Source organism: Kibdelosporangium banguiense, assembly GCF_017876405.1.
GTDB lineage: Bacteria > Actinomycetota > Actinomycetes > Mycobacteriales > Pseudonocardiaceae > Kibdelosporangium > Kibdelosporangium banguiense.
This window is the reverse complement of the sequence record NZ_JAGINW010000001.1, coordinates 6,583,369-6,608,343: the sequence shown is the minus strand read 5'-3', so window position 1 is coordinate 6,608,343 and position 24,975 is coordinate 6,583,369. Positions and strand designations below refer to the sequence as shown.

Annotated in this window: 14 protein-coding genes; 8 read left to right on the top strand and 6 right to left on the bottom strand. The window is 66.3% G+C overall.

Translation table 11 applies throughout. From position 1 onward, the window contains the following. Positions 1–46 precede the first annotated feature (46 nt). Together JOF56_RS30835 and JOF56_RS30830 are read right to left on the bottom strand one after the other, a co-directional pair. Complete coding sequence (locus tag JOF56_RS30835) at positions 47–1,312, bottom strand: nucleotide sugar dehydrogenase (RefSeq protein ID WP_209642979.1); 1,266 nt, start codon at positions 1,310–1,312, stop codon at positions 47–49. After that, positions 1,302–2,075, bottom strand: a complete 774-nt coding sequence (locus JOF56_RS30830) for a hypothetical protein (RefSeq protein WP_209642978.1) — start codon at positions 2,073–2,075, stop codon at positions 1,302–1,304. The genes JOF56_RS30835 and JOF56_RS30830 overlap by 11 nt, the downstream gene beginning before the upstream one ends. 119 nt (positions 2,076–2,194) lie before the next feature. Here JOF56_RS30830 and JOF56_RS30825 point away from each other — a divergent pair, with 119 nt between their 5' ends. From JOF56_RS30825 to JOF56_RS30810, 4 genes are read left to right on the top strand one after another with little or no spacing between them, the layout of a single operon-like run. Continuing rightward, a complete protein-coding gene (locus JOF56_RS30825) occupies positions 2,195–3,184 on the top strand; it encodes an NAD-dependent epimerase/dehydratase family protein (protein WP_209642977.1) in 990 nt (329 codons plus the stop codon). Continuing rightward, positions 3,171–3,863, top strand: a complete 693-nt coding sequence (locus JOF56_RS30820) for a PIG-L deacetylase family protein (RefSeq protein ID WP_209642976.1) — start codon at positions 3,171–3,173, stop codon at positions 3,861–3,863. Before JOF56_RS30825 ends, JOF56_RS30820 begins: the two co-directional genes overlap by 14 nt. 10 nt (positions 3,864–3,873) lie before the next feature. Then, positions 3,874–5,217: a methionyl-tRNA formyltransferase gene (locus tag JOF56_RS30815; protein WP_209642975.1), complete on the top strand. Its 1,344-nt coding sequence runs from the start codon at positions 3,874–3,876 to the stop codon at positions 5,215–5,217. Next, complete coding sequence (locus tag JOF56_RS30810; RefSeq protein ID WP_209642974.1) at positions 5,217–6,767, top strand: NAD-dependent epimerase/dehydratase family protein; 1,551 nt, start codon at positions 5,217–5,219, stop codon at positions 6,765–6,767. The genes JOF56_RS30815 and JOF56_RS30810 overlap by 1 nt, the downstream gene beginning before the upstream one ends. Here JOF56_RS30810 and JOF56_RS30805 read toward each other — a convergent pair. From JOF56_RS30805 to JOF56_RS60255, 3 genes are read right to left on the bottom strand one after another with little or no spacing between them, the layout of a single operon-like run. Continuing rightward, entirely contained in the window at positions 6,749–8,539 is a 1,791-nt protein-coding gene (locus JOF56_RS30805; RefSeq protein WP_209642973.1) for a N,N-dimethylformamidase beta subunit family domain-containing protein, read from the bottom strand. The genes JOF56_RS30810 and JOF56_RS30805 overlap by 19 nt on opposite strands. After that, complete coding sequence (locus tag JOF56_RS30800; RefSeq protein ID WP_209642972.1) at positions 8,536–9,783, bottom strand: condensation domain-containing protein; 1,248 nt, start codon at positions 9,781–9,783, stop codon at positions 8,536–8,538. Before JOF56_RS30800 ends, JOF56_RS30805 begins: the two co-directional genes overlap by 4 nt. Next, positions 9,780–10,013 carry an acyl carrier protein gene (locus JOF56_RS60255; protein ID WP_209642971.1) on the bottom strand — a complete coding sequence of 78 codons (234 nt, stop codon included), beginning with the start codon at positions 10,011–10,013 and terminating at the stop codon, positions 9,780–9,782. Before JOF56_RS60255 ends, JOF56_RS30800 begins: the two co-directional genes overlap by 4 nt. A gap of 132 nt (positions 10,014–10,145) precedes the next feature. On the opposite strand from JOF56_RS60255, the gene JOF56_RS30790 reads away from it, so the two are divergent. From JOF56_RS30790 to JOF56_RS30775, 4 genes are read left to right on the top strand one after another with little or no spacing between them, the layout of a single operon-like run. After that, positions 10,146–11,627 carry a class I adenylate-forming enzyme family protein gene (locus tag JOF56_RS30790; RefSeq protein WP_209642970.1) on the top strand — a complete coding sequence of 494 codons (1,482 nt, stop codon included), beginning with the start codon at positions 10,146–10,148 and terminating at the stop codon, positions 11,625–11,627. Between the two features lie 8 nt (positions 11,628–11,635). Beyond that, complete coding sequence (locus tag JOF56_RS30785) at positions 11,636–13,123, top strand: condensation domain-containing protein (protein ID WP_209642969.1); 1,488 nt, start codon at positions 11,636–11,638, stop codon at positions 13,121–13,123. Beyond that, on the top strand, positions 13,120–18,891 hold the full coding sequence (locus JOF56_RS30780) for a condensation domain-containing protein (RefSeq protein ID WP_209642968.1): 5,772 nt from the start codon (positions 13,120–13,122) through the stop codon (positions 18,889–18,891). The genes JOF56_RS30785 and JOF56_RS30780 overlap by 4 nt, the downstream gene beginning before the upstream one ends. Further along, a complete protein-coding gene (locus JOF56_RS30775; protein WP_209642967.1) occupies positions 18,888–24,023 on the top strand; it encodes a non-ribosomal peptide synthetase/MFS transporter in 5,136 nt (1,711 codons plus the stop codon). The genes JOF56_RS30780 and JOF56_RS30775 overlap by 4 nt, the downstream gene beginning before the upstream one ends. Here JOF56_RS30775 and JOF56_RS30770 read toward each other — a convergent pair. Next, positions 23,965–24,975: a 2-oxo acid dehydrogenase subunit E2 gene (locus JOF56_RS30770; RefSeq protein WP_209642966.1), complete on the bottom strand. Its 1,011-nt coding sequence runs from the start codon at positions 24,973–24,975 to the stop codon at positions 23,965–23,967. The two genes, JOF56_RS30775 and JOF56_RS30770, sit on opposite strands and share 59 nt — an antisense overlap.

Below are 24,975 nucleotides of genomic sequence, written 5' to 3'. Positions count from 1 at the left end.
GGCATGCAGGGCATTCATGGAATGGCGGTGAATCACTAACGAAAAACTACAGAAGCTCAATCACCGAACCGGCCGCCAGCCGGCCGCGGCAGTCCAGGACATAACCCGATTTCTCGGCCACGACCTGGTAATCGAACTCATCGTGATCGGTCAGTATCAGTACCGCGTCGGCCTGCGCGAGTTCCGCGGCGGTGACCTCCACGCGGACTACCCGATGATCGACCGGAGTCTCTTCGATCACATGCGGGTCGGCCACACGGACTTGCGCGCCCATCGCGAGCAGCCCGTCGATCACCGCGAGCGCCGGAGACTGTCTGATGTCGCCCGTACCGCGCTTGTAGGCCATCCCGAGCGCCAGCACCCGGGCACCGTTCACACACTTGCGGCGTGTGTTGAGCCCCGCGGACAGTCGCTGTAATACGTATTGCGGCATCCGGTCGTTGATGTCGTTGGCCAGTTCGACGAATCGGAACCGCTTGCCGAGCTGGCGGTGCACGCGCCAGGACAGGTAGACCGGGTCGACCGGCAGACAGTGCCCACCGACCCCCGGGCCGGGCACGAACGGCATGAACCCGAAGGGCTTGGTGGACGCGGCGTCGATCGCCGCCCACACGTCGATGCCCAGCTCGGCCGCGAGCATACCGATTTCGTTTGTCAGTGCGATATTCACGTGCCGGAAGGTGTTCTCGATCAGTTTGGCCAGCTCGGCCACCTTCGGCGCGGCGACCGGCACGGTCTGCTCCACGAAGCTGTCGTAGAACGCCCGCACGGCGGCCAGCGATTCCTCGTCCACTCCGGACACCAGCTTCGGTGTCGACTCCAGGCTCCACGTCCGGTTGCCCGGGTCGATCCGCTCCGGGCTGAATCCGAGCCGGAAGTCCGGCCCCGGCCGCAGCCCGGACAGCTCGGCGAGCAACGGACCGGCGAACTCCTCAGTCGTTCCCGGATACACCGTGGATTCCAGGATCACGGTCGCACCCTGCCGGAGATGAGGTGCAAGAACGCGGATCGCGGATTCCACATAGGAAAGATCTGGCGCGCCGTCGCGTAACGGAGTCTGCACCGCGATGACGGCGACATCGAACGAACCCAGGTCGACTTCGGCCACGGTCGGCCGGAACCGCCCACAGGAGAGCGTCATGGCCAGCCGTTCGTCGGCCACGTCTTCCACATAGGACTCGCCGGACAACAGGCGCTTGACCCTGCCGACGTCCAGATCGTAACCCGTGACGGCATGGCCGGCCTCGGCGGCGAGAATCGCCAGCGGCAGACCGACGTAACCGAGACCGGCGACAATGACGTCAGAACTCACAGAACGCCGCCGTCGCGTCGTCGTGGACCTTCGACCGGCGCCAGCGGACCCGGTCGGGATCGTCCTTCTCACAACGGCGGACTTCGTCGATCAGGCCGTCCGGTCCGAGCTCCAGCAATCGCGGCCAGGTGGCTTGGGCGTAGTCGTCGACCAGACAAGACGCGCCATCGGTGAGCAGCGCCGCCCTGCGTATCGCGCCTCTCGCAATAGATCCTGTTATCGCGTTGGCGGCCGCCGCGGGATCGGCGCTCGCCACCCAGTAGCCGTCCGGATGGTTACGCAAACGGTGCAGTCCGTCACGCAGATGTTGTTTCATCTCCTCGGACGCGTCCGGATGCCGCAGGACGTCCAGCAGTTCGGCAAGCCGGGAATCGGTCAGCGCGGTCACGCCGAGATTGGTCTCGACCACGATGACGCAGTCGGCGAGAATCAGATAGTCCACGGCCGACTCGGTTTCCCGCAACACCGCCACGGTCGCCGCCGGACTCCAGGGGTGCGTCAGATCGCAGGTGTCAGCATGCGATCGCGCCACGTCACCGATTGCGGCACCCACCGCTTCGGACAGTGACAGCCGACCGGCGGCATGGTGGAGAATCCGCTCGGACAGCCGCCGGACGTACCACACAGTGCCATGACTGCAGCCGGATTCGTCGGTGTACCACTTGCTCACACCATCGAGGACCACGACGACACCATCCGCCGCGGCCGCTATGTCCTCATTGGACTCCCCAGATCCGCCATCGCTGGCGAACGTCACCCGCACGCCAGGAGTCTGACACCCGGACACCGAAGCGGCAAGAGCAAACTGATTGTGTCAGCGACTCGTGACAAGTCCACCAAGCGGTGTTTTAATCCAGGCGGTTGCCTACTGGGGAGGCTTACTTGACGGTTGTTGTCACTGGTGGTCTCGGCTTCATCGGCTCGCATCTGGTCGACGCGTATCTCGCGGCCGGCCACCGGGTCCGGGTGATCGACTCGTGCGTCGGCGCGGTGGTCGACGGCGAGGACTACGACGCCGACCCGCGGTGCACAGTGATCCGCGAGAGCATCGAGGACTATCTGGACGCCGGAAACGGTTTCGCCGGAACGGATCGAGTGGTGCACACGGCCTCACACGTCGGCCCCGCGAGCATCCTGGCCCGAACCGGTCAGCTCGGCAACGACATCGTCGGCAGCGCCGCGCGCGTGATCGAGGCCTGTCTGGCCGCGGACGTCCCACTGTGCCTGTTCAGTTCGGCGGAGGTCTACGGCCGCAGCGGAATGCTCGACGAGAAGGACTCGATTGTCGTTCCCACGACCTACAACACCCGGATCGAGTATGCCATCGGCAAGACCCTGACCGAGGCGATGGTCATCAACAGCAGGCATCGTGGCCTGCGGGCGATCGTCATCCGGCCGTTCAACGTCGCGGGCGCCCGGCAGTCCCGCGCGGGCGGTTTCGTCATGCCGACATTCGTGCAACAGGCCCTCGCCGACAAGCCGATCACCGTGTTCGCCACCGGTGATCAGGTGCGGGCGTTCGTCGCCGCGAGTGATCTGACGCGGTTCGTGGTCGAGCACATGGACGGCGCCCTCGGCTCCGACGACGTCATCTTCAACGTGGGCAACCCGGACAACGCCATCACCGTGATGGAGTTGGCCGAACGGGTGAAACGCCTGCTGGGCAGTGCTTCGGAGATTGTGCGCGTGGACGGCCGCAGCGTGCACGGGCCGCACTACGCCGAAGCGGAGTCGTTCCGCAAAGTGCCGGTGCTGCGGGCCGCGTCGACCCTCGGCTGGCACCCGGAAATCGACCTCGACCAGCTGATCATGATGACCGCCGACTACTACCGGACACGCGCGGACAAGCGAGGTGCACATGCCCCGCTTTGACCGCGTACTCGTGATCTCCCCGCACGCGGACGACGAAGTCCTCGGCTGCGGCGGAATGATGGCGGCACTTCACTCGGCCGGAGCCGAAGTACACGTGCTTTACCTGGCTGTGGACGGCATGCACCACTACGGCCTCACCGAGGCGACGACATTCGCCGACCGGCTGGCCGAGATCAGCCACGTGTCGCAGATCCTGGGTTTCACCTACGACATAGCCTTCGCTGGCCAGAACCTGACCGAACGACTGGACACCCTGCCGCGCCGCGACATGGTCGACCTGTTCCAGGACGCCATGAACGCCCGCAGACCCGACCTGGTCCTGTTGCCCAGCTTCGCCGACTACGACCAGGACCACCGCGCGGTGTTCGACGCCGGTTTCGCCGCGGCCCGCCCGATCGCCCAGCAGTTCGGCAAATGGCTGGTGCCGCACGTGTTCCTCTACGAGATGTCGAAGATCCAATGGGCCGCGGAGCCGTTGCCCCGCTCCACGGCCTACTACGACATCAGTGACCATCTGGACCGGAAACTCGAAGCCCTCCGCGCCTACAAAACCCAATACCGGCCGGTGCCGCACATCCGCAGCGAAGAATCCGTCAGCGCACTCGCCGTGCTGCGCGGCGCCGAGATGGGCGTGCACCACGCCGAGGCGTTCGGAGTCCTGCGAACCATAATTTCCTGAGAGGACCCCGGTGCCCGGCTACGTCTTCGCAACCGGCATGGAATTCGCCGCCCCCGCCGTGGACATCCTGTGTGCGCAAGGTGATCCCCCCGCCCTGCTGATCGGCTACCCACCAGGCCTGGCCCACCGCTCCGGCTACGCACCACTGGCGGAAGCCTCCGCCAGACACCGCATCCCCCTGCTGGAGACCGCGGACATCAACGACGGCCAAGTCCTGGCCGAAGTCCAGCGCCTGAACATCGACCTCTTCGTGATAGCCGGCTGGTCCCAGCTCATCCGCGAACCCCTGCTGAGCGCATGCCCCCTCGGCGCCATCGGCCTGCACCCCTCCAGGCTCCCCCATGGCCGAGGCCGAGCCCCACTGCCCTGGACCATCATCAAAGGCCTCACAACAAGCGCGGTCAGCCTCTTCTTCCTCAAACCAGGGGTCGACGACGGCGACCTCATCGACCAAGTCGAATTCCCCATCACCCCCCGCGACACCGTCGCCGAGGTCTACCGCAAAGTCACCGAGATCAACATCGCCCTGCTCACCAAACACATCCCCGCAACCCTCCGCGGCCAGACCACAGCCACACCTCAACCCTCCGGCGGCTCAACCTGGCCAAAACGCCGCCCCGACGACGGCCTGATCGACTGGACCCAACCCGCCCCCGCCGTCTACAACTGGATCCGAGCCCTCGGCCCTCCCTACCCAGGCGCATTCACCACACACAACGGCCGCCGCCTCTGGCTCCACACCGCAGACCTCATCCAGGGGGCGGCGCTCGACCATGGCTTGACCGAGCACGGCGTGGCCAATGCCAGCCTGTCCCTCGCGGCTGGCTCCAGCCTGAGGTCGGCCGGCTCGGGCCTGCCTCTGTCGGCAGACTCCGGCCTGGCTCTGCCGGCTGAGGCCGGGGTGGCTGAGGCGGCGGGATCCGATGGGCGGACCAGCGAGATTGATCGCGTCGCGCCCGCGCCTTCCTCTTCCCCCATCCGGCCCGGCGCACGGTCCCCTACCGGGAGGGCCGAGACCCCCAAATCCGGACAGTTTTGGCCAATTGTTCACCCGATCGTGTCACCGTTGGGGGCGGATCGGCCCCCGGCGGTGCCTGGCCGGGCCTTCGAGGCGGAGCCCAGCCATGGTAGCCCAGCCGATGACGGCCACCCTCTGCCAGCCGGACACGAGGCTTGGCCTGGGGAGGTTCTGGGGGTGGTGTGGTCGACTTCTGTTGGTGGGGTCTTGGTTCGGTGTGGGGGTGGGGTTGTGATTGTTCGGGAGGTTAGCTGGGAGGGTGGGCCGAGGACTGATGCCTTGGCTTTGCTTGAGAGTGGGGAGCTTGGGGTTGGTGTGCGGTTGGGGGTGTCGTGATGCGGGTGACTGGGGCTGTGATGGCGCATCCGTTGCGGTTGGAGCGGGCGCGGGCCTTGGCTGGGGGTGTTCTTGATGTGGTGACTGATCCGGATCCGGGTGGGCAGCCATCGGCGTTCCGGACTTCGTTGCGGGCGTGGTCGTCTGTGCCGGAGGGGTCGACGCATCATTTTTTGCTTCATGACGACATGGTCTTGTCGGCTGGGTTTTTTGGGCGGGTGCGGGCGGCGGCTGAGGCGATGCCTGATGCGGCACTGGCTTTGTTCGCGTTCTGGAATTCGCGGAATGGGGCTGCTGCGCGGCAGGGGGCGCTGGCTGGGGCGCGGTGGGTTCCTGCGGCGAATGAGTACATGCCGGTGGCCGCGATCATGCTGCCGCGGGATGTGGCGCGAGACTACGTCGCGTGGGCCCGTGACAAGGGTGGGACATGGCCGGATGACGTGTTGATGAATCGGTTTCTCAAGCAGGCGGGTGTTCCGGCCTATGTCGCGGTGCCGAGTTTGGCGGAGCACGAGGACATGGCGAGCCTGGTGGACAACGACTTCCAGGGGCTGCGCCGGTCTGCGTGTTTCATCCGGCACGACGACGGCGAGGAGCGACCTGGCCTGACCGGACTGTCCGTGATTCCGTTCTTCAAGCTGGGGGTCGCTCAGTGTGCGGTCCGGTCCTCGGCCGGGTGGCGGACCATGCAGTGTGAGGAGTACCTGCGGCGGTTCGAGATCGACCTGCCCCAGCGGGACGAGTTCGACTCCGAGGAAGCTTGGGGTGTGTGGCTCACCGCGTTCACCATGGGCGTGGTCAACCAGGCCGAAGGCCATGGTGTGGGCCAGTCCGAACAAGTGCTTGATCGGGCGCTGGCGACGATCGTACCGGGCGGGATGTGCCACAAGCTGGGCGCGAAAGCGTTGGCGGACCTGACTGACCGGCTTCATGAGGTCGCGTGGGACGGGTTGCGGCTCGGTCTGTCGACGACGCCGAAGACCCGTGAGAGCCCATCTCGGAGTGTGAGCGTGGCAGGCGGCGGTTTCGTCGGCGACTATCTGAGGCACGCGCTGGCAGACCGTGGTTATCAGGTCACCGATCGCAAGGCTGATATCGCGATTCAGATGGCTGGCGAACGCGCGATCCTTCTAGGCGACCTGATACTGAGATTGGGAGTGCCCTACGGACCGGGAATGCCAGCGGACAAACCGCTTGCCCAGTTCGTGAGAAATGCTCTGCTCAATCGTCCGATCGATCTCACCGACGCCGAGCCTGTCCAGCTTGTCCACCTGAAAGACGTCGCCGACGCCGTCGAGGCAGTGCTACACCGCGCGCCACCGAGCAAGGCCTACACCATCGCGAACCCCAACCTCGTCACGCCCGAGAAGCTCTGTGTCGCGATAGGGCAGTCAGTCCGGCCGGTCCGGACCGAGGGCACACCGGCCAAGGGCGGCACCCCAGTCCCAGTCGGCAGAGCGGAGAAGGAGCTCGGCTGGCGACCGAGCATCGACCTGCATTACGGCCTGCACACGTACTCGCAATGGCTGGCCTACGAAACCGACGACTGAGCAACCCGCCACGAAAGCCGCTCCCCCGCACCGACAAGCCGCCCCAACCACGCGGCCAGCGCGGTATTGCCTTCAGCGGGGCCAAGATCCGCCCAGGGTGACGGCTCACGAGCCGCGACCCGGGTCAGCACCCGGTCGTCAGCGATGGCGAAAAGCCTGCCGTGCATGGCAGTGAGCGAGACAGAACAAGGAGCTGTGTCCACTTTGCTCCACCCGTCGAGCCCAGCCTCCAGGCACCGGATCGGCAGATGCCACAACGAATCACCCGCCACAGCGAACATACCTTCGTCCACGGCCGCGAGCGCACTCGTCCCAGGTGGGGCCGAACTCACATCCTTCCAAGCCGCATCGGACGGAATGCCATCACGGTAGCGGATTCGGCCATCGCGAGTCACCCCGTACAGTCCGAGCAACGGACCGCCGTGCGCCTCGCGAGGCGCGGCGACCGCGATCACCCCGCCCGCGTCGCCAGCCGGTTGCCAGTTCAGGTTCTGGCCGCAGAGTGGACGGTGGATGAGCTGGTCGTCGCTGGTGACCGCGTACAACCGGCCGTCACACACAACAAGGACACGGATGTCGCCGGCCGCGCCGATGACTTCCCACCGCGCGGGTGATCGCGGGGTCGACAGGCGGTCGATCACATTGCGGGTGATCCGGTCAAGTGCAGGATCCTGCAACGAGTTGCCCCAGTTGATGGTGGCGGCGTTGAACACTGTGCCGGCTCCGAGCTGGTGAACACCCATTGTGATGGCGCCGTCCTTGCCGTACCGGCGCCAGTGGCGCAGGTCCGCAGTAGCCAGGATGACAAAGGACGGCGGTGTCCCGTCACGGCCCGTGGCCAACGGAACACCGTCCACATCCTCGAAGTCCGCGGCGTCGGTCTCGTAGCCGATCGAGCCCTGGCCGAACCGGTCTCCGTCCCGCAGGCCGGTTGCGTCGAACACCCAGTGATCGGCGAACCGGGTCGTGTAGGACTCCTCGGCCATCACACGGGAATCCACCCAGCAGCCCGCGCCGCGTGCGAAGCTGACCCCGATGAGACTGTTCTCCGGCCGGTTGACCGGTTCACTCGACCATTCCACTGTGGACAGACTCGGGTCGGTGACCGGGTCGGACACCGCGTCCCGGTAGCAGACCATCGTGCGCATGTCGTCCTCGAACCGGACCTGCCACCAGCAGGTGTTGCCGGAGAAGACGGCGAGGTTGCCGCCGCCCCGGACGAACTGCTCGACCGAGTCGCGCATCTGCTTCGACCAGTACTCGTCGTGACCGTTGATCACCAGCAGCTGGTAGTCGTTGAGCAGGTCGATGCCGTCATGCAGGTCCAGGCCCGAGCAGTAGTCCACCTGGTACCCGGCCGGTCCCAGCCAGCGCAGCAGGCCCAGCTCCCAGCCTTCGGGCTGCGGTCCCGCGCCGGAACGGTCGAACGAGACACGTACCGCCCGGTCCGGCTGCTCGGCCTGGTACAGACCTTCGCCCGCGACACCGGGCCGGTTGTAGGCTTCCCAGGTCGGGAAGGGAATCGACACCAGCACCGGGCTGGACGCCACCGCGGCACGCACCACGAAGTAGGCGGTACTCGACGCGAACACGGCACGGTACAAGGAACTCGGCCAGTCGCGTGGCACGACCAGCTCCCAGTCCGTGTCGAACACTTCCTCCTGGTGAACCAGTTGCCCGGTGGGCACATCCTCGACACGGACCGGCCCGGGTTCGGCGCGGAACAGCAACGTCTGCCCCTGTGCACAGGAGGTCGCCCTGGCGTAGCTCATACCGCCGCCTTGACCAGCAGCGACTCGACGTCCCGCAGGTAGCCTTCGATCCCGCCGGGCGACAGCAGCGCCGTGTCGGCGGCCAGGCTGAGCTCGCCGTCGCCGACGTGCACCCGGAAGTCACAGATATTGCGATCCATTGTGGATGTCCATTGCACTGTCGACGACGAGTCATCAGGCGGCAGCGGTTCGGCGCGTTGCACGAGCCGCTGGTCGTTGAAACAGCCGAACGACGCCACCGGCAACGCGCTGGTCACACGGTGCATCTCGTCGGGATCGAACTGGGCGAACCGGTAGCCACGCAGCGCGGCCTGCCATGCCTGCCGCACCAGGCCGTCGAAGTCCGGCGAACCGAGATCCAGCACCACCAGGCCTTCCTGCGAGATGGTCGAGACCACATCGCGCCGGCCGTGGCTGAACCGGTTACTCACGATCATGCGCATACCCAGCACACGCTGGCCGGTGAGTTCGGCCGCCTGCTTCATCACCGCGGTCAGGAACACAGTCGACGAACTCACCCTGTCACGGTCGGCGATCACGTGCGCCGCGGCTGCGGCAGCCTTGGTATACAACGACGCCTGTACGTATCTCGGCTGCCGCACAGGGGCCGTGGGCAGGCTGGCCGGAGTGATGCGTCCGTACTGTTCTGTCCAGTAGGTGACAGCGTCCCGTGTCATCTTCCTGCCATCAGCGGAGTTCTGGTGGGCCGCAAGGTCTGCGGGTTTCGCGGCCGACGCCTGCGGAAGTGTTCCCCGCAGCAGCAACAGCCGTAAATCCTTCAGCACGATCTCAGCGCCGTGCCCGTCCACAGCCATGTGGCAGAACACAAGCACGATCCGCTGCACAACGCCGTCCGTGACAACAAATCCGGCACGCAACGGCCATTGCTCCGCGTAGTGGAAAGCAGGCGCCGACATCCGGTTCAGCTCTTGTTCGGCGGCAACAGAAACTTCATCGACGGCACACTCTGTCACCGTGACATCGAGCTGACCAGAGCTCTCCACTTGCTGGCGGTCACCGGAAATCCTGGTCCGCAACGCCTCATGCCGCTCGACGAGCTTGCCGAGCGCGTCCGCCGCACGAGCGAGAGTGACCGGGCCGGACCTGCGCGGGGCGGGCAGAACATGACCGAAGTTCAGGTATCCGTCCTGCGGCCGCGCGGCCTCGATCGCGCGCCAGATGTCGCGCTGTCCCCAGGTAAGCGGCGCCGAACGGGCCTGGCCTGCCGCGAAGCCGATCTTCATGTCAGCTGGCCCACCACGTCGTCCAGGGTCGCCAGCGGGGCCATGGTGTCGATGTCCACACCGAACTCCCGCTCCAGCGCGTCGATCAACCGCAGGTACCCCAACGAGGTCACGCCGAGATCCGGCAGACTCGCCCGCCCGGCCAGCACATCGCCCGATTCGACGTCACCGTCGGTGGCCAGCTCGACCAGCTGCGCGACACGACGGCGAACTTCCCCAGATTCCCGCACGACGGGCGAGTCTAGTCCGAATTGCCGACAAGTCACGAACTACTTGACGCTGCTGCCAGTTCTTCATAACGTCTGCGCGAGGAAGACCGGCCGGCATGGGTGCCAACACCTAGCCGGCCGCTGGGGCAGGAGGTGGGTTCCACGGCCCATCAACGAATACTGACAGTTCCCGAACTGCTCGCCGATCGGGCGTTCGATGAACCTGAGCGAGCGGCTCTCATCGTCGCGGGCGTGGGAACGTTGACGTTCCGCGAATGGGATGAGCGCTCGGATGCGGCCGCACACGGCCTGATCGCGTGCGGCGTCGGTCGTGGCGAGAAGGTCGGGCTGGTGTTCGGCGCCCGGGACTGGCTTGATTTCGCGGTGACGTGGACCGCGGTGCTCAAGGCGGGCGCGGTCGCCGTACCGATCTCCGATCGGATGGCGCCCGTCCAGCGCGACGAGATGCTCGTCCGGTGCGGGGCCACTGCCGTCCTTTATGGACAGATAGTGGCCCCTCCTGCCGGGCCGGGCTGGGCCGGGACAGCGGCGCAGCTGCAGACCGGCACGACCGGTCAGCCGGATGTCCGCGTCGAGCTCACCGACCCGGCGCAGATCCTGTTCACCTCGGGCACGACCGGACGTCCCAAGGGTGTCCGCGCCACGCATGCCAACCTCGGGGCCCGCGGTCCGATCAGTCCGAAACGCCGGGCGTTCGCGCACAGCAAGTATTTGCTGCACGCGTTCCCGATCGGGACCAACGCGGGCCAGGTGATGCTGACGCACGCGTTGACCGCGGCACCGGCAGTGGTCACGCTGCCGCAGTTCACCCCGGCCAGGTTCGCCAGGCTGATCGAGTCCTACAGCGCGGGCACGGTGTTCGTGGTCCCGGCGATGGCCACCGAGTTGCTGAGCGCGGGCATCGCGGCGAATCACGACCTGTCCAGTGTGCTCCTGCTGGGATCGGCGGCGTCCGCCCTGCCGCCGAAGGTCGCCGCCGGACTGGTCGAGGCCTTCCCCAACGCCACCATCACCAACTACTACACCTCGACCGAGGCGTCCCCCGCGCAGACCATCATGATCTACGACCCGCAACGGCCGTCGGCGCTCGGCCGTCCGGCGGCGGGCAGCGAACTGAAGGTCGCCGACAGCAACGGTGTCCGGCTCAGTCCGGGTGAGACCGGCGAGGTCTGGCTGCGCGCCGGGCCGTACAGCCGGTCCTATCACGGCGAAGAGGACAGCCAGGACACTGTGTTCCGCGACGGCTGGGTCAGGATGGGCGATCTCGGCTACGTCGACGAGGACGGATTCCTGCATCTGGTCGACCGGGACAGCGACGTCATCAAGTCGGGTGCCTTCAAGGTGCCGACCCTCCAGGTCGAAGCCGAGCTCTACGAGCATCCCGATGTCACCGAGGCGGCGGTGTTCGGCATTTCCCATCCCGTCATGGGAATGGCCGTGGCCGCCGCGGTCGTCGCCACCTCACCCATCTCGCTTGCCGGGGTCCGATCGTTCCTCGGCGAACGGCTCGCCCAGCACGAACTGCCCACCCGGCTGCTTGTGCTGGACCGCCTGCCACGCAACGACGCAGGCAAAGTGATCAAGCAGACGCTCAGGCGGATTGCCAAGGAGTAAGGCGCTATATGACCGGGGTCCCCACCGCACCCGTCCAAGCCACGCTGGCCCAGTACGGGATGTGGATCACCGAGCAGGTCGGCAGCACCGGCACGGCCTACCACCTGCCGGTCGCCGTCTGGCTGGACGGCCCGCTCGACCGGCAGGCGATGCTCGACGCCTGCTCGGCGGTGATCCGCAGGCACAGCGTCCTGTCGTGCGCGTTCGAGGAACGGGATGGTGTTCTGTTACTCGTCCCGACGACGAACGCGCCACCGGTCACGTTCACGGCTGTCGCCGATGTCCAGTCGTGGATCGAGCAGGAAAGCAAGCGCCCGTTTGATCTGCGGTACGGCCCACTCGCCCGGTTCGCGGTCGCCGAGGTCGCCAGGGACCGGCATGTCGTGCTGTCGGTGATCCATCACCTGGTGTTCGACGGGATGTCGAAGGACTTCCTGGTCCAGGATCTGCTGGCGTTCTACCAGGGCAAGCCACCGGCTGCGCTAGAAATCTCGCACGAACAGGCGGCAGACGAACAGCAAGCCCGGATCGCAGATGTCTTGCCGGCCGCGGCGGCGTACTGGCAGCGACGTTGGCAGGACGCCGACCGTCCGGTCACGCCCGGTGCCGGTGGCGTGGTCGACTTCGACCTGACCGCGGAGATCTCCGACACCGCCGAGCGGATCGGGGTCAGCCGGTTCGACGTGCTGCTGGCGTTGCTGCACGTGGTGTTCGGCCAGCCGACGGTCGCGGTCGCGATGTCCACCCGGCGTGTGGAGACCCGGGCACATCTCGGGTTGTTCGCCACTGAACTGCCCGTGATCGTCACCCTCGGCCCTGACCTGTCGTTCCGCCGGTTCGCCACGCAGGTCAAGGCCGAGATCCGTGCGCTGAACGAGTTCCGCGAGGTCCCGCTCGCACGGGCGATCGGCGGGATGCGGCCGAGCGCGGCGCTGGCGCCTGTGTCGATCAGCTACCGTCGCCATCACCAGGCGCCGCCCCTGCCTGGCTTCGACGTCAAGGTGGACCTGATGATGTCCACCCTCGCGATCCGCAACATCGTGCACCTGCAGGCCGACGACGGCCACGACGGATTACATGCCCGGCTGTTCCACAATCTCGGCGTGGTCGACCGGTCCACGGCCGAGAACGCGGCAGAGTGTTTCCGGTCAGCGTTGAAAACCGTCGCGGCCGACCCCGACATCCTGCTGTCCGAGCTACCCACAGTGGCCTTGGCCTTGCCCACCGAGCCGACCACCGGGGCCGCGCCGGTCACCGGCACTGCGCTCGATCCGGACCTGGTCGCACAGATCCGTCTCATGTGGAGCGAGGTGCTCCGGATCGATGAGATCGGGCTGGATGAGGACCTCTACGACCTCGGTGGGCACTCGCTCACGATCACCCAGATCACAGCGAGGTGCCGCAAACGGTTCGGCGTGGAGGTGCCCTTCGACGTGTTCCTCGACGATCCGACCGTGACCGGTGTCGCGACCGCGATCAGCGAGTTACGTCCATGACGGTTCCGCTCTCGTTCTCCCAGGAGCGGCTGTGGTTCCTGCAGAGCCTTGACCCGCAGGACGTCACCTACAACCTCACGGCGGTCCGGCGTTTGCGCGGCCGTCTCGATGCCAAGGCGTTGACCAGCGCGTTCGGGGATGTTGTCGCGAGGCATGCCGCATTGCGGACGCGCTTTCCCGCGCCGGACGGCTCGCCGGTCGCGGTGGTCGAACCACCTGGTCCAATCCGGGTCGAGTGCCTGGCCGCCCGGTCCGAGCAGCAGGCCCATCGTCTGGTGGCCGAACGAATCAACCAAGCGTTTGATCTGGCTGCCGCGCCGCCGGTGCGGATCACCCTGGTCCGGCTGGCTGACGATCACCACATCCTGTCGGTCGTGTTGCATCACGTCATCGCTGACGGTTGGTCGTTGAACATTCTCTTCGACGAGTTCGCCCAGTTCTACGCCGCACGACGTGACGGCGTCACGATCGACCTTCCGTTGCCACCGGTCGAGTTCGGTGATCACGCTGTCACGCAACGGAATGCGTCGCCCGATGTCGAGTACTGGACACGGCGGTTGGCCGGAGCCGCGTCTCTTGACCTGCCGCTGGATCGGGCCAGGCCCGCCCGCCGGGGCAGTGCCGGTGCTGAGATCATCTTCCGGATCCCGCCGGATGTCGGTTCCGCGCTGGGGAAGTTCGCCCGGCAACAGCGGTGCACGCTGTTCATGGTGCTGCTGGCGGCCTATCAGGTCCTGCTCGCGCGGCATTCCGGCCAGGACGATGTCCTCGTCGGATCGCCGACCGCCGGGCGCGATCTGCCCGAACTGGAGCCCGTGGTCGGGTTGTTCGCGTCCACTTTGGTGCTGCGCGGGGACTTGTCCGGCGACCCCACGTTCACCGAGTTTCTGTCCCGGACGCGCACCCGGGTGTCCGAGGCGATGACACACCGGGACGTGCCGATCGAACGTGTGCTCTCGGCGTTGGACATCGAGCGTGATCTCAGCCGTACTCCCCTTTTCCAGACGCTGTTCGCCCTGCATTCGGCGGCGGTCGGGTATGCCGAGAGTCCGCAGTTCGCAGACCTGGCCTCGCAGCCCTACCCGCACGACTGCCGTCGCGCCATGAGCGACGTGACGCTGGACATCTGGCCCAGAGCGGACGGGCTGCTCGGGTCGCTCGTGTACAACGTGGACCTGCTCACCCAATCCACAATGGACCGGATGGCCGCCCGGTTTCAGCGGCTGCTGGCTTCAGTCGTGGCGAACCCCGGACTGCCGGTCTCGGCACTTGCGTTGCACACCGCCGACGAGCTGAAGCAACTCGAAGCCTGGAACCAGACCGAATGCCCGGTCCCCGCCGGAACCGTCGCCGACCTTGTGGTGGAGCAGGCCGCACGCACGCCCGACACGATAGCCGTGACCTGCGGTGACACGACCCTGACCTATCGCTCGCTCGTCGCGCAGGCCCGCGAGGTCGCCGACCGGTTACGAGCCGACGGCGTCAAACCCGGCGACATAGTCCCGATCCAGCTTCCCCGATCCGCAGACCTGGTTGCTGAGCTGCTCGGTGTCATGCTCGCCGATGCGGCTTATCTGCCGATCGACCCGTCGTACCCGGAGTCCAGGATCTCCTATGTGCTGTCGGACGCGCGGTCCGCGCCTGTCCCGGCCGGGACCGCGTATCTGCTGTACACGTCCGGCTCGACTGGCCGTCCCAAGGGTGTCGTGATCCCCCATTCGGCGCTGACCAACTTCGTCTCGGCCATGCGGAACCTGATCCCACCGCGAGCCGGGGACGTCTGGCTGGCGCTGACCTCGCTGTCGTTCGACATCTCCGCGCTGGAGCTCTATCTGCCGTTGATCAGCGGCGGGCGCGTGGTGATCGCCGGCGAGGAGACCTCCCGCGACGGCGCCGCACTCGCCAGGCTGATCAAGGACACCGGGGTCACGCACGTCCAGGCCACTCCATCCGGTTGGCGAATGCTGCTCGCCGGACAGGTGGAAACCAGCGATGTGGTCGCATTGGCAGGCGGCGAAGCACTGCCACTCAAACTGGCGCGTGAGCTCAGGGCGCAGGTCCGGCGGCTGATCAACATGTACGGGCCGACCGAGACCACGGTGTGGTCGACTGCGTGGGATGTACCGCTGGAACCGGCCGAGGTATCGATCGGCTACCCGATCGCGAACACGACCGTGCACGTTCTGGCCGGAAACCAAGCGGCCCTGATCGGCGTGCCCGGAGAGCTCGCAATCGGTGGTGCGGGGCTCGCGACTGGCTATCACGGCAGGCCGGAGCTGACCGCCGAACGGTTCGTCACCGGTCCGTGCGGCCGGATATATCGAACGGGCGACCGGGTTCGCCGGCTCGCCGACGGCCGGCTGGAATTCCTCGGCAGGCTTGATCACCAGGTCAAACTGCGGGGTCACCGGATCGAGCCGGGTGAGGTCGAGGCCGTTCTGGAATCGGCGCCGAATGTGGATCGAGCTGTAGTTGTCGTACGCGACGACGCTTTGATCGCGTATGTCATCGGCGAGACCGAAGGCTTGCGGGAGCACGCGGCCGACATCCTGCCCGACTACATGCTGCCCACGTTCGTGCGGCTGGACGCGTTCCCGCTGACCGCCAACGGCAAGATCAACCGTGCTGCCCTGCCCGCGCCGGATCGGCCCGCCGGGCGCGGTGGGCCGCCACGCACTCACGCCGAGAAGACGGTCGCCGCTGTCTTCGCCGATGTTCTGGGCCGGGACGACGTCGGCGCCGAAGACGACTTCTTCGCGCTGGGCGGGCATTCGCTCCTGGCCACGAAGGTGGCTGCCAGACTCGGCGGGCTCCCGGTCCGGGCTGTGTTCACCCATTCGACCGTCACCGGTCTCGCCGCGTCCCTGACCGACCACATCCCCACCGAGGTTCCCCAGCCCAGGCCGGTGGGCACGCCGCCGCCGCTTTCGCCTGGCCAGGAACGGTTGTGGTTCCTGCAGCGGCTCGATCCGGATGACGCGTCCTACACGATGTTCATCGTCCGGCGGCTGGCCGGGCCACTTGATGTGACGACGTTCCGGCGCGCGTGCACGGATCTGGTGGCACGGCACGAATCTCTGCGGACGGCGTTCCCCGAAGTGGACGGCCGGCCGCTGGCTGTGGTGCAGGACCCTGAGCCGGTTGATGTCGAGTACATCGATGTCGGCAGCGAGGACGAAGCTCGTGCCCGAGCAGCTCAGCAGACGAACTCTCCGTTCGACCTTGCCGCGCCCCCGCTGCGGTTCACGCTGATGCGACTCGACGAAGCCGATCACGTCCTGTGCGTCACGATGCATCACATCATCGCCGACGGATGGTCTCTCAACGTCTTCCTGGACGATCTCTCCACTTTGTACTCCGGCGCAGAGCTTACCGAGCTGCCGGTGCAACACGGCGATATCGCGCTGTGGCAACGCGGGCGGGAACCTTCGCTCGACTATTGGCTCAACCAGCTCGCCGATCCGCCCGTCCTGGATCTACCCCGGTGCACCAATGGTCACGGTGGGTTTCATGCGTTCCGGATCCCTGGTGATGTCGCTAATGGACTCGAACGGGTCGGTCGCGAGCACGGCGCGACGCTGTTCATGGTGCTGCTGGCGGCGTATCAGGTGTTGCTGGCACGGCACACCGGGCAGACGGATCTACTGGTCGGCTCGCCGGTGGCCGGCCGTGATCTGGTCGAACTGGAGCCCGTGATCGGCTATCTCAGCAACACGGTGGTCCTTCGTGGAGACTTGAGCGCGAACCCGGTCTTCACCGAGTTTCTCGAACGGACCAGGGATACGGTCCTTGACGCGATGGCGAATCAGGATGTGCCGTTCGAGAGCCTGCTTGCCCGCCTTGGCGTCGGGCGTGACCTCACCCGGACCCCGCTGTTGCAGACCATGGCCGTGCTGCACACTCAGGCCCTGCCCCGCGAAACGCTAGGCGATCTGCGGATGACCATGTTCGACGCGGGCTACCGGCAGGCCAAATTCGATCTGATGCTGGAGGCCTGGCGCGACCCCGACAGCATCTACACGGTCCTCGGATACGACACCGCTGTCTTCGACGCGACTACTGTTGCCCAATTCGCAGAGCGGTTCACGACTATCCTCAGTGGAATCGCATCGCGTCCGGAGCTTTCCCTTTCAGCTCTACCTGTGCTGACCGAAGCGGACCACACTCTACTTGCGACACTGGGCGGCAGCTCGGCGCATCCGCCGTCGACTTCCGTCCCTGAGCTCATCGACGAAGCGTTCGAAACCTGTTCGGACGAGATCGCGTTGGTCTGCGGTGAGAAGGCCATCACCTATGGCGAACTCGGCGAGCGGGTTGCCCGCACAGCTTCTGCCACTCCCGGGGCAGTGCTGGGCATCGAATCGAGCCGTAACATCGACACGATTGTCTCGCTACTGGCGGCTTGGCGAGGTGGGGCCGCCTATCTGCCGCTGGACCCGGACCTTCCCCCGGCTCGCCGTACGTATCTGTTGGAGGACAGCTCGGCTGCTGACGCTTCCCGTGGCCTGGCCTATGTGCTGTACACGTCAGGTTCTACGGGCTTGCCGAAAGGCGTACTGGTCGACCACGAGAACCTGGCCGCCCGAGTGCACTGGATGCGGGAGGCTTACGAGCTCGGGCCCGGTGATCGGATCGTGCAGCTGGCATCGCTTTCGTTCGACACGCATGCCGAGGAGATCTACCCGGCATTGACCACGGGTGCGACCGTCGTCCTGCTTCCGGAAGGGCCGACGGCGTTGCCCGCGTTGCTTGCCAGGCAGCCCGGCATCACAGTGCTCGACCTGCCCACGGCGTTTTTCCACCGGCTGGTCGACATGATCGACGATGTGCCCTGGCCGGACAGCCTCCGGTTGATCATTCTCGGCGGTGAGCAGCTTCAGCAGGCCAGTCTGCGACGGTGGCGTGACCACTTCGGCGACCGCGTCCGGATCGTGAACACCTACGGCCCGACCGAGACGACGATCGTGGCCACGGCTGGAGATCTGGGCGACGACGTCCACATCGGACGCCCGATCTCCGCGACCACTGTGCGGATCGAGGACGAGTACGGCCGGCTCGTACCGCCCGGCTCACCAGGTGAACTCGCGATCGGCGGCGCGGGCGTGGCTCGTGGTTACCGCAACCGGCCTGATCTCACCGCGCAACGATTCGTCAACCGGGAAGGCGGCCGGTACTATCTGACAGGCGACCGGGTCCGGTGGCGGCCGGACGGGAACCTGGAATTCCTCGGCCGGACCGATGACCAGGTCAAGGTCCGCGGCCACCGGATCGAACCCGGGGAGATCGAGAGCCGGCTGCTGGAGCATCCCGAGATCACCGCGGCCAAGGTCATCGCCAGGCACGACAAGCTGATCGCCTACACCGTGGGCCGGTGTGAGCCCGGATATCTGAAGGAAACCCTGCCACCGTACATGATTCCGGTGTCCTGGGTGGAGCTCGTCGAACTCCCGTTGACCAGGAACGGCAAAGTCGACACGGCCGCGCTCCCGGACCCCGAACCTGTGCGGGACATCGGTTTCATCGAGCCCTGCACGGAGGCCGAAGAACTCGTGGTGTTCGTCTGGGGCGAGGTGCTCGGCATCGACGGAATCAGTGCGACGGACGACTTCTTCGCGCTCGGCGGGCACTCGCTGCTGGCCGTCCAGGTCGCGGCCCGGCTCGGCTCGATCATCGAGGTGGACGTGCCGATCCGGATGCTGTTCACCCTGCCCACCGTCGAGCAGCTCGCCGCCGGACTGGAAAATCTGCTGGTCGAGGCCACCTCATGACCGAGCTGAGTGAGGACATCCGGGCCCGTCTCCGACGCCGCACACCTGCCCGGACAATCGACCGCAGGCCACCGGGCGAGACGCCGCCGTTGTCGTACGCGCAGGAACGACTGTGGTTCCTGGACCAGTACGCGCCTGGCAACACCGCCTACACGATCCCGGTGGCCAGGCGCATCCGCTCCGCCGTCGACCCGGATGACTTGACCAGTCGGCTGGCCGCCATCGCCGCGAGGCACGAACCGCTACGCATGCGGTTCACCCCAGAGATCGTCCTGGGCGACAACACAATCCCTTTGACGGTCACCGTGGCCGGGACCGAGGCGGAAGCCCAGGCCCTGATCAGCGACTTCCTTCGTGAGCCGGTCGATCTGAGCACTGGGCCGGTCTGCCGGGCCCTGCTCGTCCGGCTGGCGCCCGAGGATCATGTCCTGGCGTTCGCCCTGCATCACATCGCGGGTGACGGCTGGTCAGCGGAGATCCTGCTTCGTGAATTGCTCGACGGTGCGGCGCCGGAACTCCCGGTACGGTACGGCGACTACGCACGCTGGCAGCGAAACCGGGATGATTCCGCCGACGTCGCGTACTGGCGAGCGCAACTTGATGGCGTTCAACCAGTGGATCTTCCGGCTGACCGGCCCAGACCACCTGAGCTCACCTACCAGGGAGCCCCACACAGCTTCCAGCTCGGCCGGGCACTCACTGACCGCGTTACGCGGCTTGCCCGTGAGCAAGGTGCGACGCCGTTCATGGTGATGCTGGCGGCGTTCGCGATCACACTGGGCAGGCATGCCGGTCAGGACGACGTGACCATCGGCTCGCCTGTGGCCGGGCGGTCCCGGCCGGAGTTCGAGAACCTGATCGGCTGTTTCGTCAACACCCTGGCCCTGCGGATCCGGATCGACCAGCCATCCTTTGCAGACCTGCTGTCGAGTGTCCGGGACACCACGCTGGATGCGTTCGGTCATCAGGAAGTCCCGTTCGAACGACTCGTGGCAGAGCTCGATGTCGAACGCGACGTCGCCCGCTCCCCTGTTTTCCAGGTGCTGTTCGCGTTGCAGAACTATGCCGCCACGGACACCGAGGGATTCAGCCTCAACGAGTGGGCCACGCGCTTCGACCTCGAGCTGTATGCCAACGAAAACCCTGACGGCCTGGCTGGGCTGTTCATCTACAACACAGCGCTGTTCGACCACGACCGGATCGAACGACTCACCGGCCATCTGCTGACTGTCCTGGAAACAGTGACTTCACAGCCCCAGATCCGGCTGGCCGAGCTCGATCTGCTGACACCGGCCGAGCGTGCGCAACGCCTCGAATGGAACGACACCAACACCGACTTCGGCCCGGCGGAGTGTCTCCACAAGCTGGTGAACCATGAGGCCACACTGATCCACTCCGGTGGCGAGCTCTCGTGGACGACTCTCGATCGACGAGCTAGCCATCTAGCCACACGACTAGCCGGAATACAGCCGAACGAACTCGTGGCCGTGGTAATGGAACGCGGATGGGAGCAGGTCGCTGCCGTTCTAGCGATCACCAAGGCTGGTGGCGCCTACCTCCCGGTCGACGCAGACCTGCCCGAAGAACGGCGCCGTCATCTCATCGAACGCGGTGAATGCCGTTACGTCATCACGCAGGCGAAGTTCGCCCAGCCCGGCTGGCTTGTCGTGACCGAGGACGAAGCCGAGACCGAACCTGTTTGCCCGGCCACACCGGCGGATCTGGCGTACGTGATCTTCACGTCCGGATCGACCGGCGAGCCCAAGGGCGTGATGATCGAACACCGGATGGCGTGGAACACCATCCAGGACGTCAACCAGCGCTTCGGCGTCACCCCGGACGACCGGATCCTTCAGCTGTCGGCCTTGAGTTTCGACCTCTCGGTGTACGACATCTTCAATGGGCGGGCCAGCTTGGTCATGCCCGATCCCAGCCAGGACAAGGACCCCGCGGCCTGGGCGAAACTCGTCGCCGAGCACGGGATCCCAGTGTGGAACACCGTGCCCGCGTTGATGGAACTGCTGGTGGACCATGCCGAGCACGAGGGCACTGACATCTCCTCGCTACGGCTGGTGATGATGTCGGGCGACTGGATTCCGCTGAGCCTGCCCGGACGCATCCGCGCCCTGGCACCGAACGCGCGGATCATCAGCCTCGGTGGGGCGACCGAAGGCTCGATCTGGTCCATCCACCACCCGATCGGCGACGTGGACCCGGCCTGGACGTCGATTCCCTACGGCCGTCCCCTGGCCAACCAGTCATTCCATATCCTCGACGCCCATATGCGCGACATTCCTGTAGGCGTGACCGGTGATCTTTACATCGGCGGTGTGGGTGTCGCGCGTGGCTATTGGCGGGATGAACGCACTCGGACCGCGTTCGTCAACGGCATGTACCGGACCGGTGATCTTGGGCGCTACGGCCCGGACGGCACGATCGAGTTCCTCGGCCGGGCCGACAGCCAGGTCAAGATCCGCGGCTACCGGGTCGAGCTGGGCGAGATCGAGGCCCAGCTGAGCCGGCATCCCGAGGTCGCCGACTGTGTGGTCACCACACGTGGCGAACGCACCAACCGACAGCTCGTGGCGTATGTCGTGCTTCGCAATGACATCGATCTGAGGGCGTACCTCACCGGCATTCTTCCTGCGTACATGGTGCCCACGTGGTTCGTCACGCTCGACCGGCTGCCGTTGACCGGGAACGGGAAGGTCGACCGAGCTCGGCTGCCCGAACCTGAGGCGCCGGCCCGCCAGGTCGCGCAGGCCGCGACAGAGACTGAACGTGTGATCGCCGCGATCTGGGCCGAGCTGCTCGAACTCCCGGTCGGGGCCGATGACAACTTCTTCGAGCTGGGCGGGCACTCGCTGCTCGCGATCAAGGCTGTCGCGCAGATCCGCCGCGCGCTGGACCAACCGGTCGCGGTGATGGATCTGTTCAAGTACCAGACCGTGCGTGAACTGGCCGCCCAACTGGGCACCGAGGACAACCGCGGTCTGCTGTACGAACTCACGCCGAAGCGCCCGACAACCGTGAGTTACGTCTGTGTCCCGTATGGCGGCGGGAGCGCAGCGGTCTATCAACCACTCGCGGACGCACTTCCCGAGAACTGTGCACTGTGGTCAGTGGCGATCCCCGGCCATGATGTCGGGCTGGACGAGGACAGCCTGCCGTTTCACGAACTCGCGGCCCGGTGTGCCGCAGAGGTTCAGGCAAAGGTGCGCGGGCCGATCGTGCTTTATGGCCACTGCGGCGTCGGCTCCGCTCTGACCGTGGCCATCGCGGCGAGACTAGAGGCCGGGGGCCGGCCGCCCGATTCCGTCTACATCGGAGCGATCTTCCCGTTCGCCCGGCCCGGCAGCAGGCGGCTGGGCCGGTTGGCCCGCCTGGAGTTCCTGCGCGGCGACCGGACCTACGCGAACTGGCTGACGTCCATGGGTGTGGACATGAGCGACCTGGAGCCGGGCCAGGCCACACGGATCATCCGGACCATGCGCCGGGACACCGACGCGGCCGAGGAGTACTTCACCAGTCTGTTCCAGTCGGCCACGCGGCTGAAGGCACCGATCATCGCGGTGGTCGGCGACCAGGATCCGGCGACCGAGTTCCACCAGGAACGCTACCGCGAGTGGCACTTCCTGACCGATACGGCCAAACTGGTCGTCCTGGACGAGGCCGGGCACTTCTTCCTGAAATACCGCGCCGACGAGCTGGCCGCGATCCTCACCGGCGGCACGGCAGGTGACCATTGGCGGCTGGCGGCCACATCGAAGTCGGAGCGGGCTTCCCGTCCCACGGGCCCGCAGCCCAGTATGCGGCGGTTCCTCGGCGTGGCCGCCGGGCAACTGGTGTCACTGATCGGGTCCGCGCTCACCCAGTTCGCCATTCCGCTCTGGATCTACCTGACCACCGGTTCGCTGGCCCAGTTCGCGCTGTTCGCCGTGATCGGCCTGGTTCCAGGCATGGTCGCGGCGCCGTTGGCCGGCGCGATCGTGGACCGGACATCACGCCGCACGATCATGCTCGCCGGAGACTTCGCCTCCGGAGCGATCCAGCTCGCACTCGGGCTGCTCCTATGGACCGGAAATCTGGCGACCTGGCATATCTGTCCGTTACTGGGATTGCTGTCGGTCGCCACGACATTCCAGCGACTGGCCTACACCTCAGCGGTCCCCCAGCTTGTCCCGAAGCGGTATCTGGGGCACGCCAACGGGATTGTGCAGCTCGCCGGCGGGACATCCCAGTTGCTCGTGCCGGTGGCGGCAGTCGGCCTGATGGCCGGGATCGGGCTTGAGGGAATCCTGATCATCGATGTGCTGAGTTATGTCGTCGCCATCGGCGTGACCTTGGTCGTGCGGTTCCCGGACGCGATGGCCTGGCGGCGCAAGGAACCGTTGCTCGCCGAAACGATCGCAGGGTTGCGCTACTCGTGGGGCAATCCGGGTTTCCGGCGGATGCTGGTGTTCTTCGCGGTTCTCAATGTGTTCCTGTCGCCGCTGTTCCTGATGATCTCGCCTTTGGTGCTGTCGTTCACCACGCTCGCCGACGTCGGGCTGGTGTCCTTTATGGCCGGTCTGGGCGTGTTCCTCGGTGGGCTCGCCATGACGGCGTGGGGCGGTCCGCAGCGCAAGCGGATGCGGGGCGTCCTGCTCAGCACTGTGGCTCTGTCGGTGTTCTGCCTGATCACGAGCCTCCGGCCGGATCTGCTGCTGATCTCGGCCGGCGCTTTCGGGATGTCGCTGTGGCTGACCCTGCTCAACGGGATCTACACCACCATCGTCCAGGTCAAGGTGCCGCAACGACTGCACGGCCGGGTTTTCGCGCTCAACACGCTCATCGCGTGGTCCACTCTGCCGATCGGGTTCGGCCTGGTCGCGCCGTACGCCAGTACCCTGCTCGAACCGCTCGCGCCCAGCGTCAGAGCCCTGATCGGCACCGGCCCCGGGCGTGGCATCGCCTTGATGTACCTGATTTTCGCGCTCGCCATCGCGGTGATCGCCGTGGTGGCGCTGCGCAGCAGGCTCGCCAGGTTCGACGACGAGGTCGCGGACGCCGTGCCCGACGACCTCGTCGGCCTCAAGGCGCTAGCAGATCCCGCAAGCTCTGCAGGAAGACCACCGCGTCCCGGCCGTTGACGACGCGGTGGTCGTAGGCCAGGCCAATGTGGGCAACGCCGTTGTCCGGGGCGCCGAGCGCCAGCGCGCACACGTTGCCAGGGTGGATGATCGGGATCGCCAGCATGATTCCTTCATCGTGATGCAGTGTCACAACGATGTTCGCGCCCAGGAGATCCTCCTGCCGGAAAGTGCCGTGCTGCGCGGAAGTCCGGAACGCCGCCATCTGCCTCGCGATCTCCGGCACCGCCGGATTCCCGCGGATCACCGGGATGTGCAAGCCGTCGCCGAGGTCCACTGTCACCCCGACCTGCGGCGTGTCGGCGAGCCGGATGGTCCGCTCGTCCTGCAGAGTCGCGAAGAACAGCGGGAAGTCCTTGTGCAGCTTGGCGACGGCCGAGACGAGCAGGTCCGGCAGCCCGACCAGCATGCGCAGTTGCCGGGTCGTCTCCCGGGCTTCCCGCATCGCTGCCGAAACGTCCACTTTGATCACGGTGTAGGCGGCTGGGATCGTCTGGTGCGACCGCGTGACGGTCCGGCTGATCGCCCGTTGTACCGGTGACAGTGTCCGGACGAGACCGCCGAGCTGCTCGATATCGTTGCGCCGGACCACTTTCAGGCCGAGCGCCTGAACCTCCTGCGGGCTGACGCAGAGCTCCCGGATGAGCGCGGCGGCCGGCTCGGTGATGATCGGCCCGCTCTGTGGACGTTGCCCGGCCACGATCGGCGTGACTTCGGCGCCTTCCGGCAGCAACTGGGCGATCACCTGCCCTGGCGAGCATTCGGCGCCGGGTTCGACGAGATGACGCAGTACGCCTGCCTGCGGGCTGAGCAACTCCTCGGCGGCCTTGGAGGTCTCCAGTGTCGCCACGGGCCTGCCTGGCTCGACCTGTTCACCGTCCGCGACGATCCACTCGGTCAGGATGTACTCGGTGTCGTTGTTGTTCAGTTTGGGCACGCGGACTTCGGTCAT

Excerpts from the sequence above, each read along its gene's own strand:
- JOF56_RS30780 (WP_209642968.1), top strand. The coding sequence starts at position 13,120 with ATGACGGTTCCGCTCTCGTTCTCCCAGGAGCGGCTGTGGTTCCTGCAG.
- JOF56_RS30820 (WP_209642976.1), top strand. The coding sequence starts at position 3,171 with ATGCCCCGCTTTGACCGCGTACTCGTGATCTCCCCGCACGCGGACGAC.
- JOF56_RS30785 (WP_209642969.1), top strand. The coding sequence starts at position 11,636 with ATGACCGGGGTCCCCACCGCACCCGTCCAAGCCACGCTGGCCCAGTAC.
- JOF56_RS30810 (WP_209642974.1), top strand. The coding sequence starts at position 5,217 with ATGCGGGTGACTGGGGCTGTGATGGCGCATCCGTTGCGGTTGGAGCGG.
- JOF56_RS30775 (WP_209642967.1), top strand. The coding sequence starts at position 18,888 with ATGACCGAGCTGAGTGAGGACATCCGGGCCCGTCTCCGACGCCGCACA.
- JOF56_RS30805 (WP_209642973.1), bottom strand. The coding sequence starts at position 8,539 with ATGAGCTACGCCAGGGCGACCTCCTGTGCACAGGGGCAGACGTTGCTG.
- JOF56_RS30800 (WP_209642972.1), bottom strand. The coding sequence starts at position 9,783 with ATGAAGATCGGCTTCGCGGCAGGCCAGGCCCGTTCGGCGCCGCTTACC.
- JOF56_RS30770 (WP_209642966.1), bottom strand. The coding sequence starts at position 24,975 with ATGACCGAAGTCCGCGTGCCCAAACTGAACAACAACGACACCGAGTAC.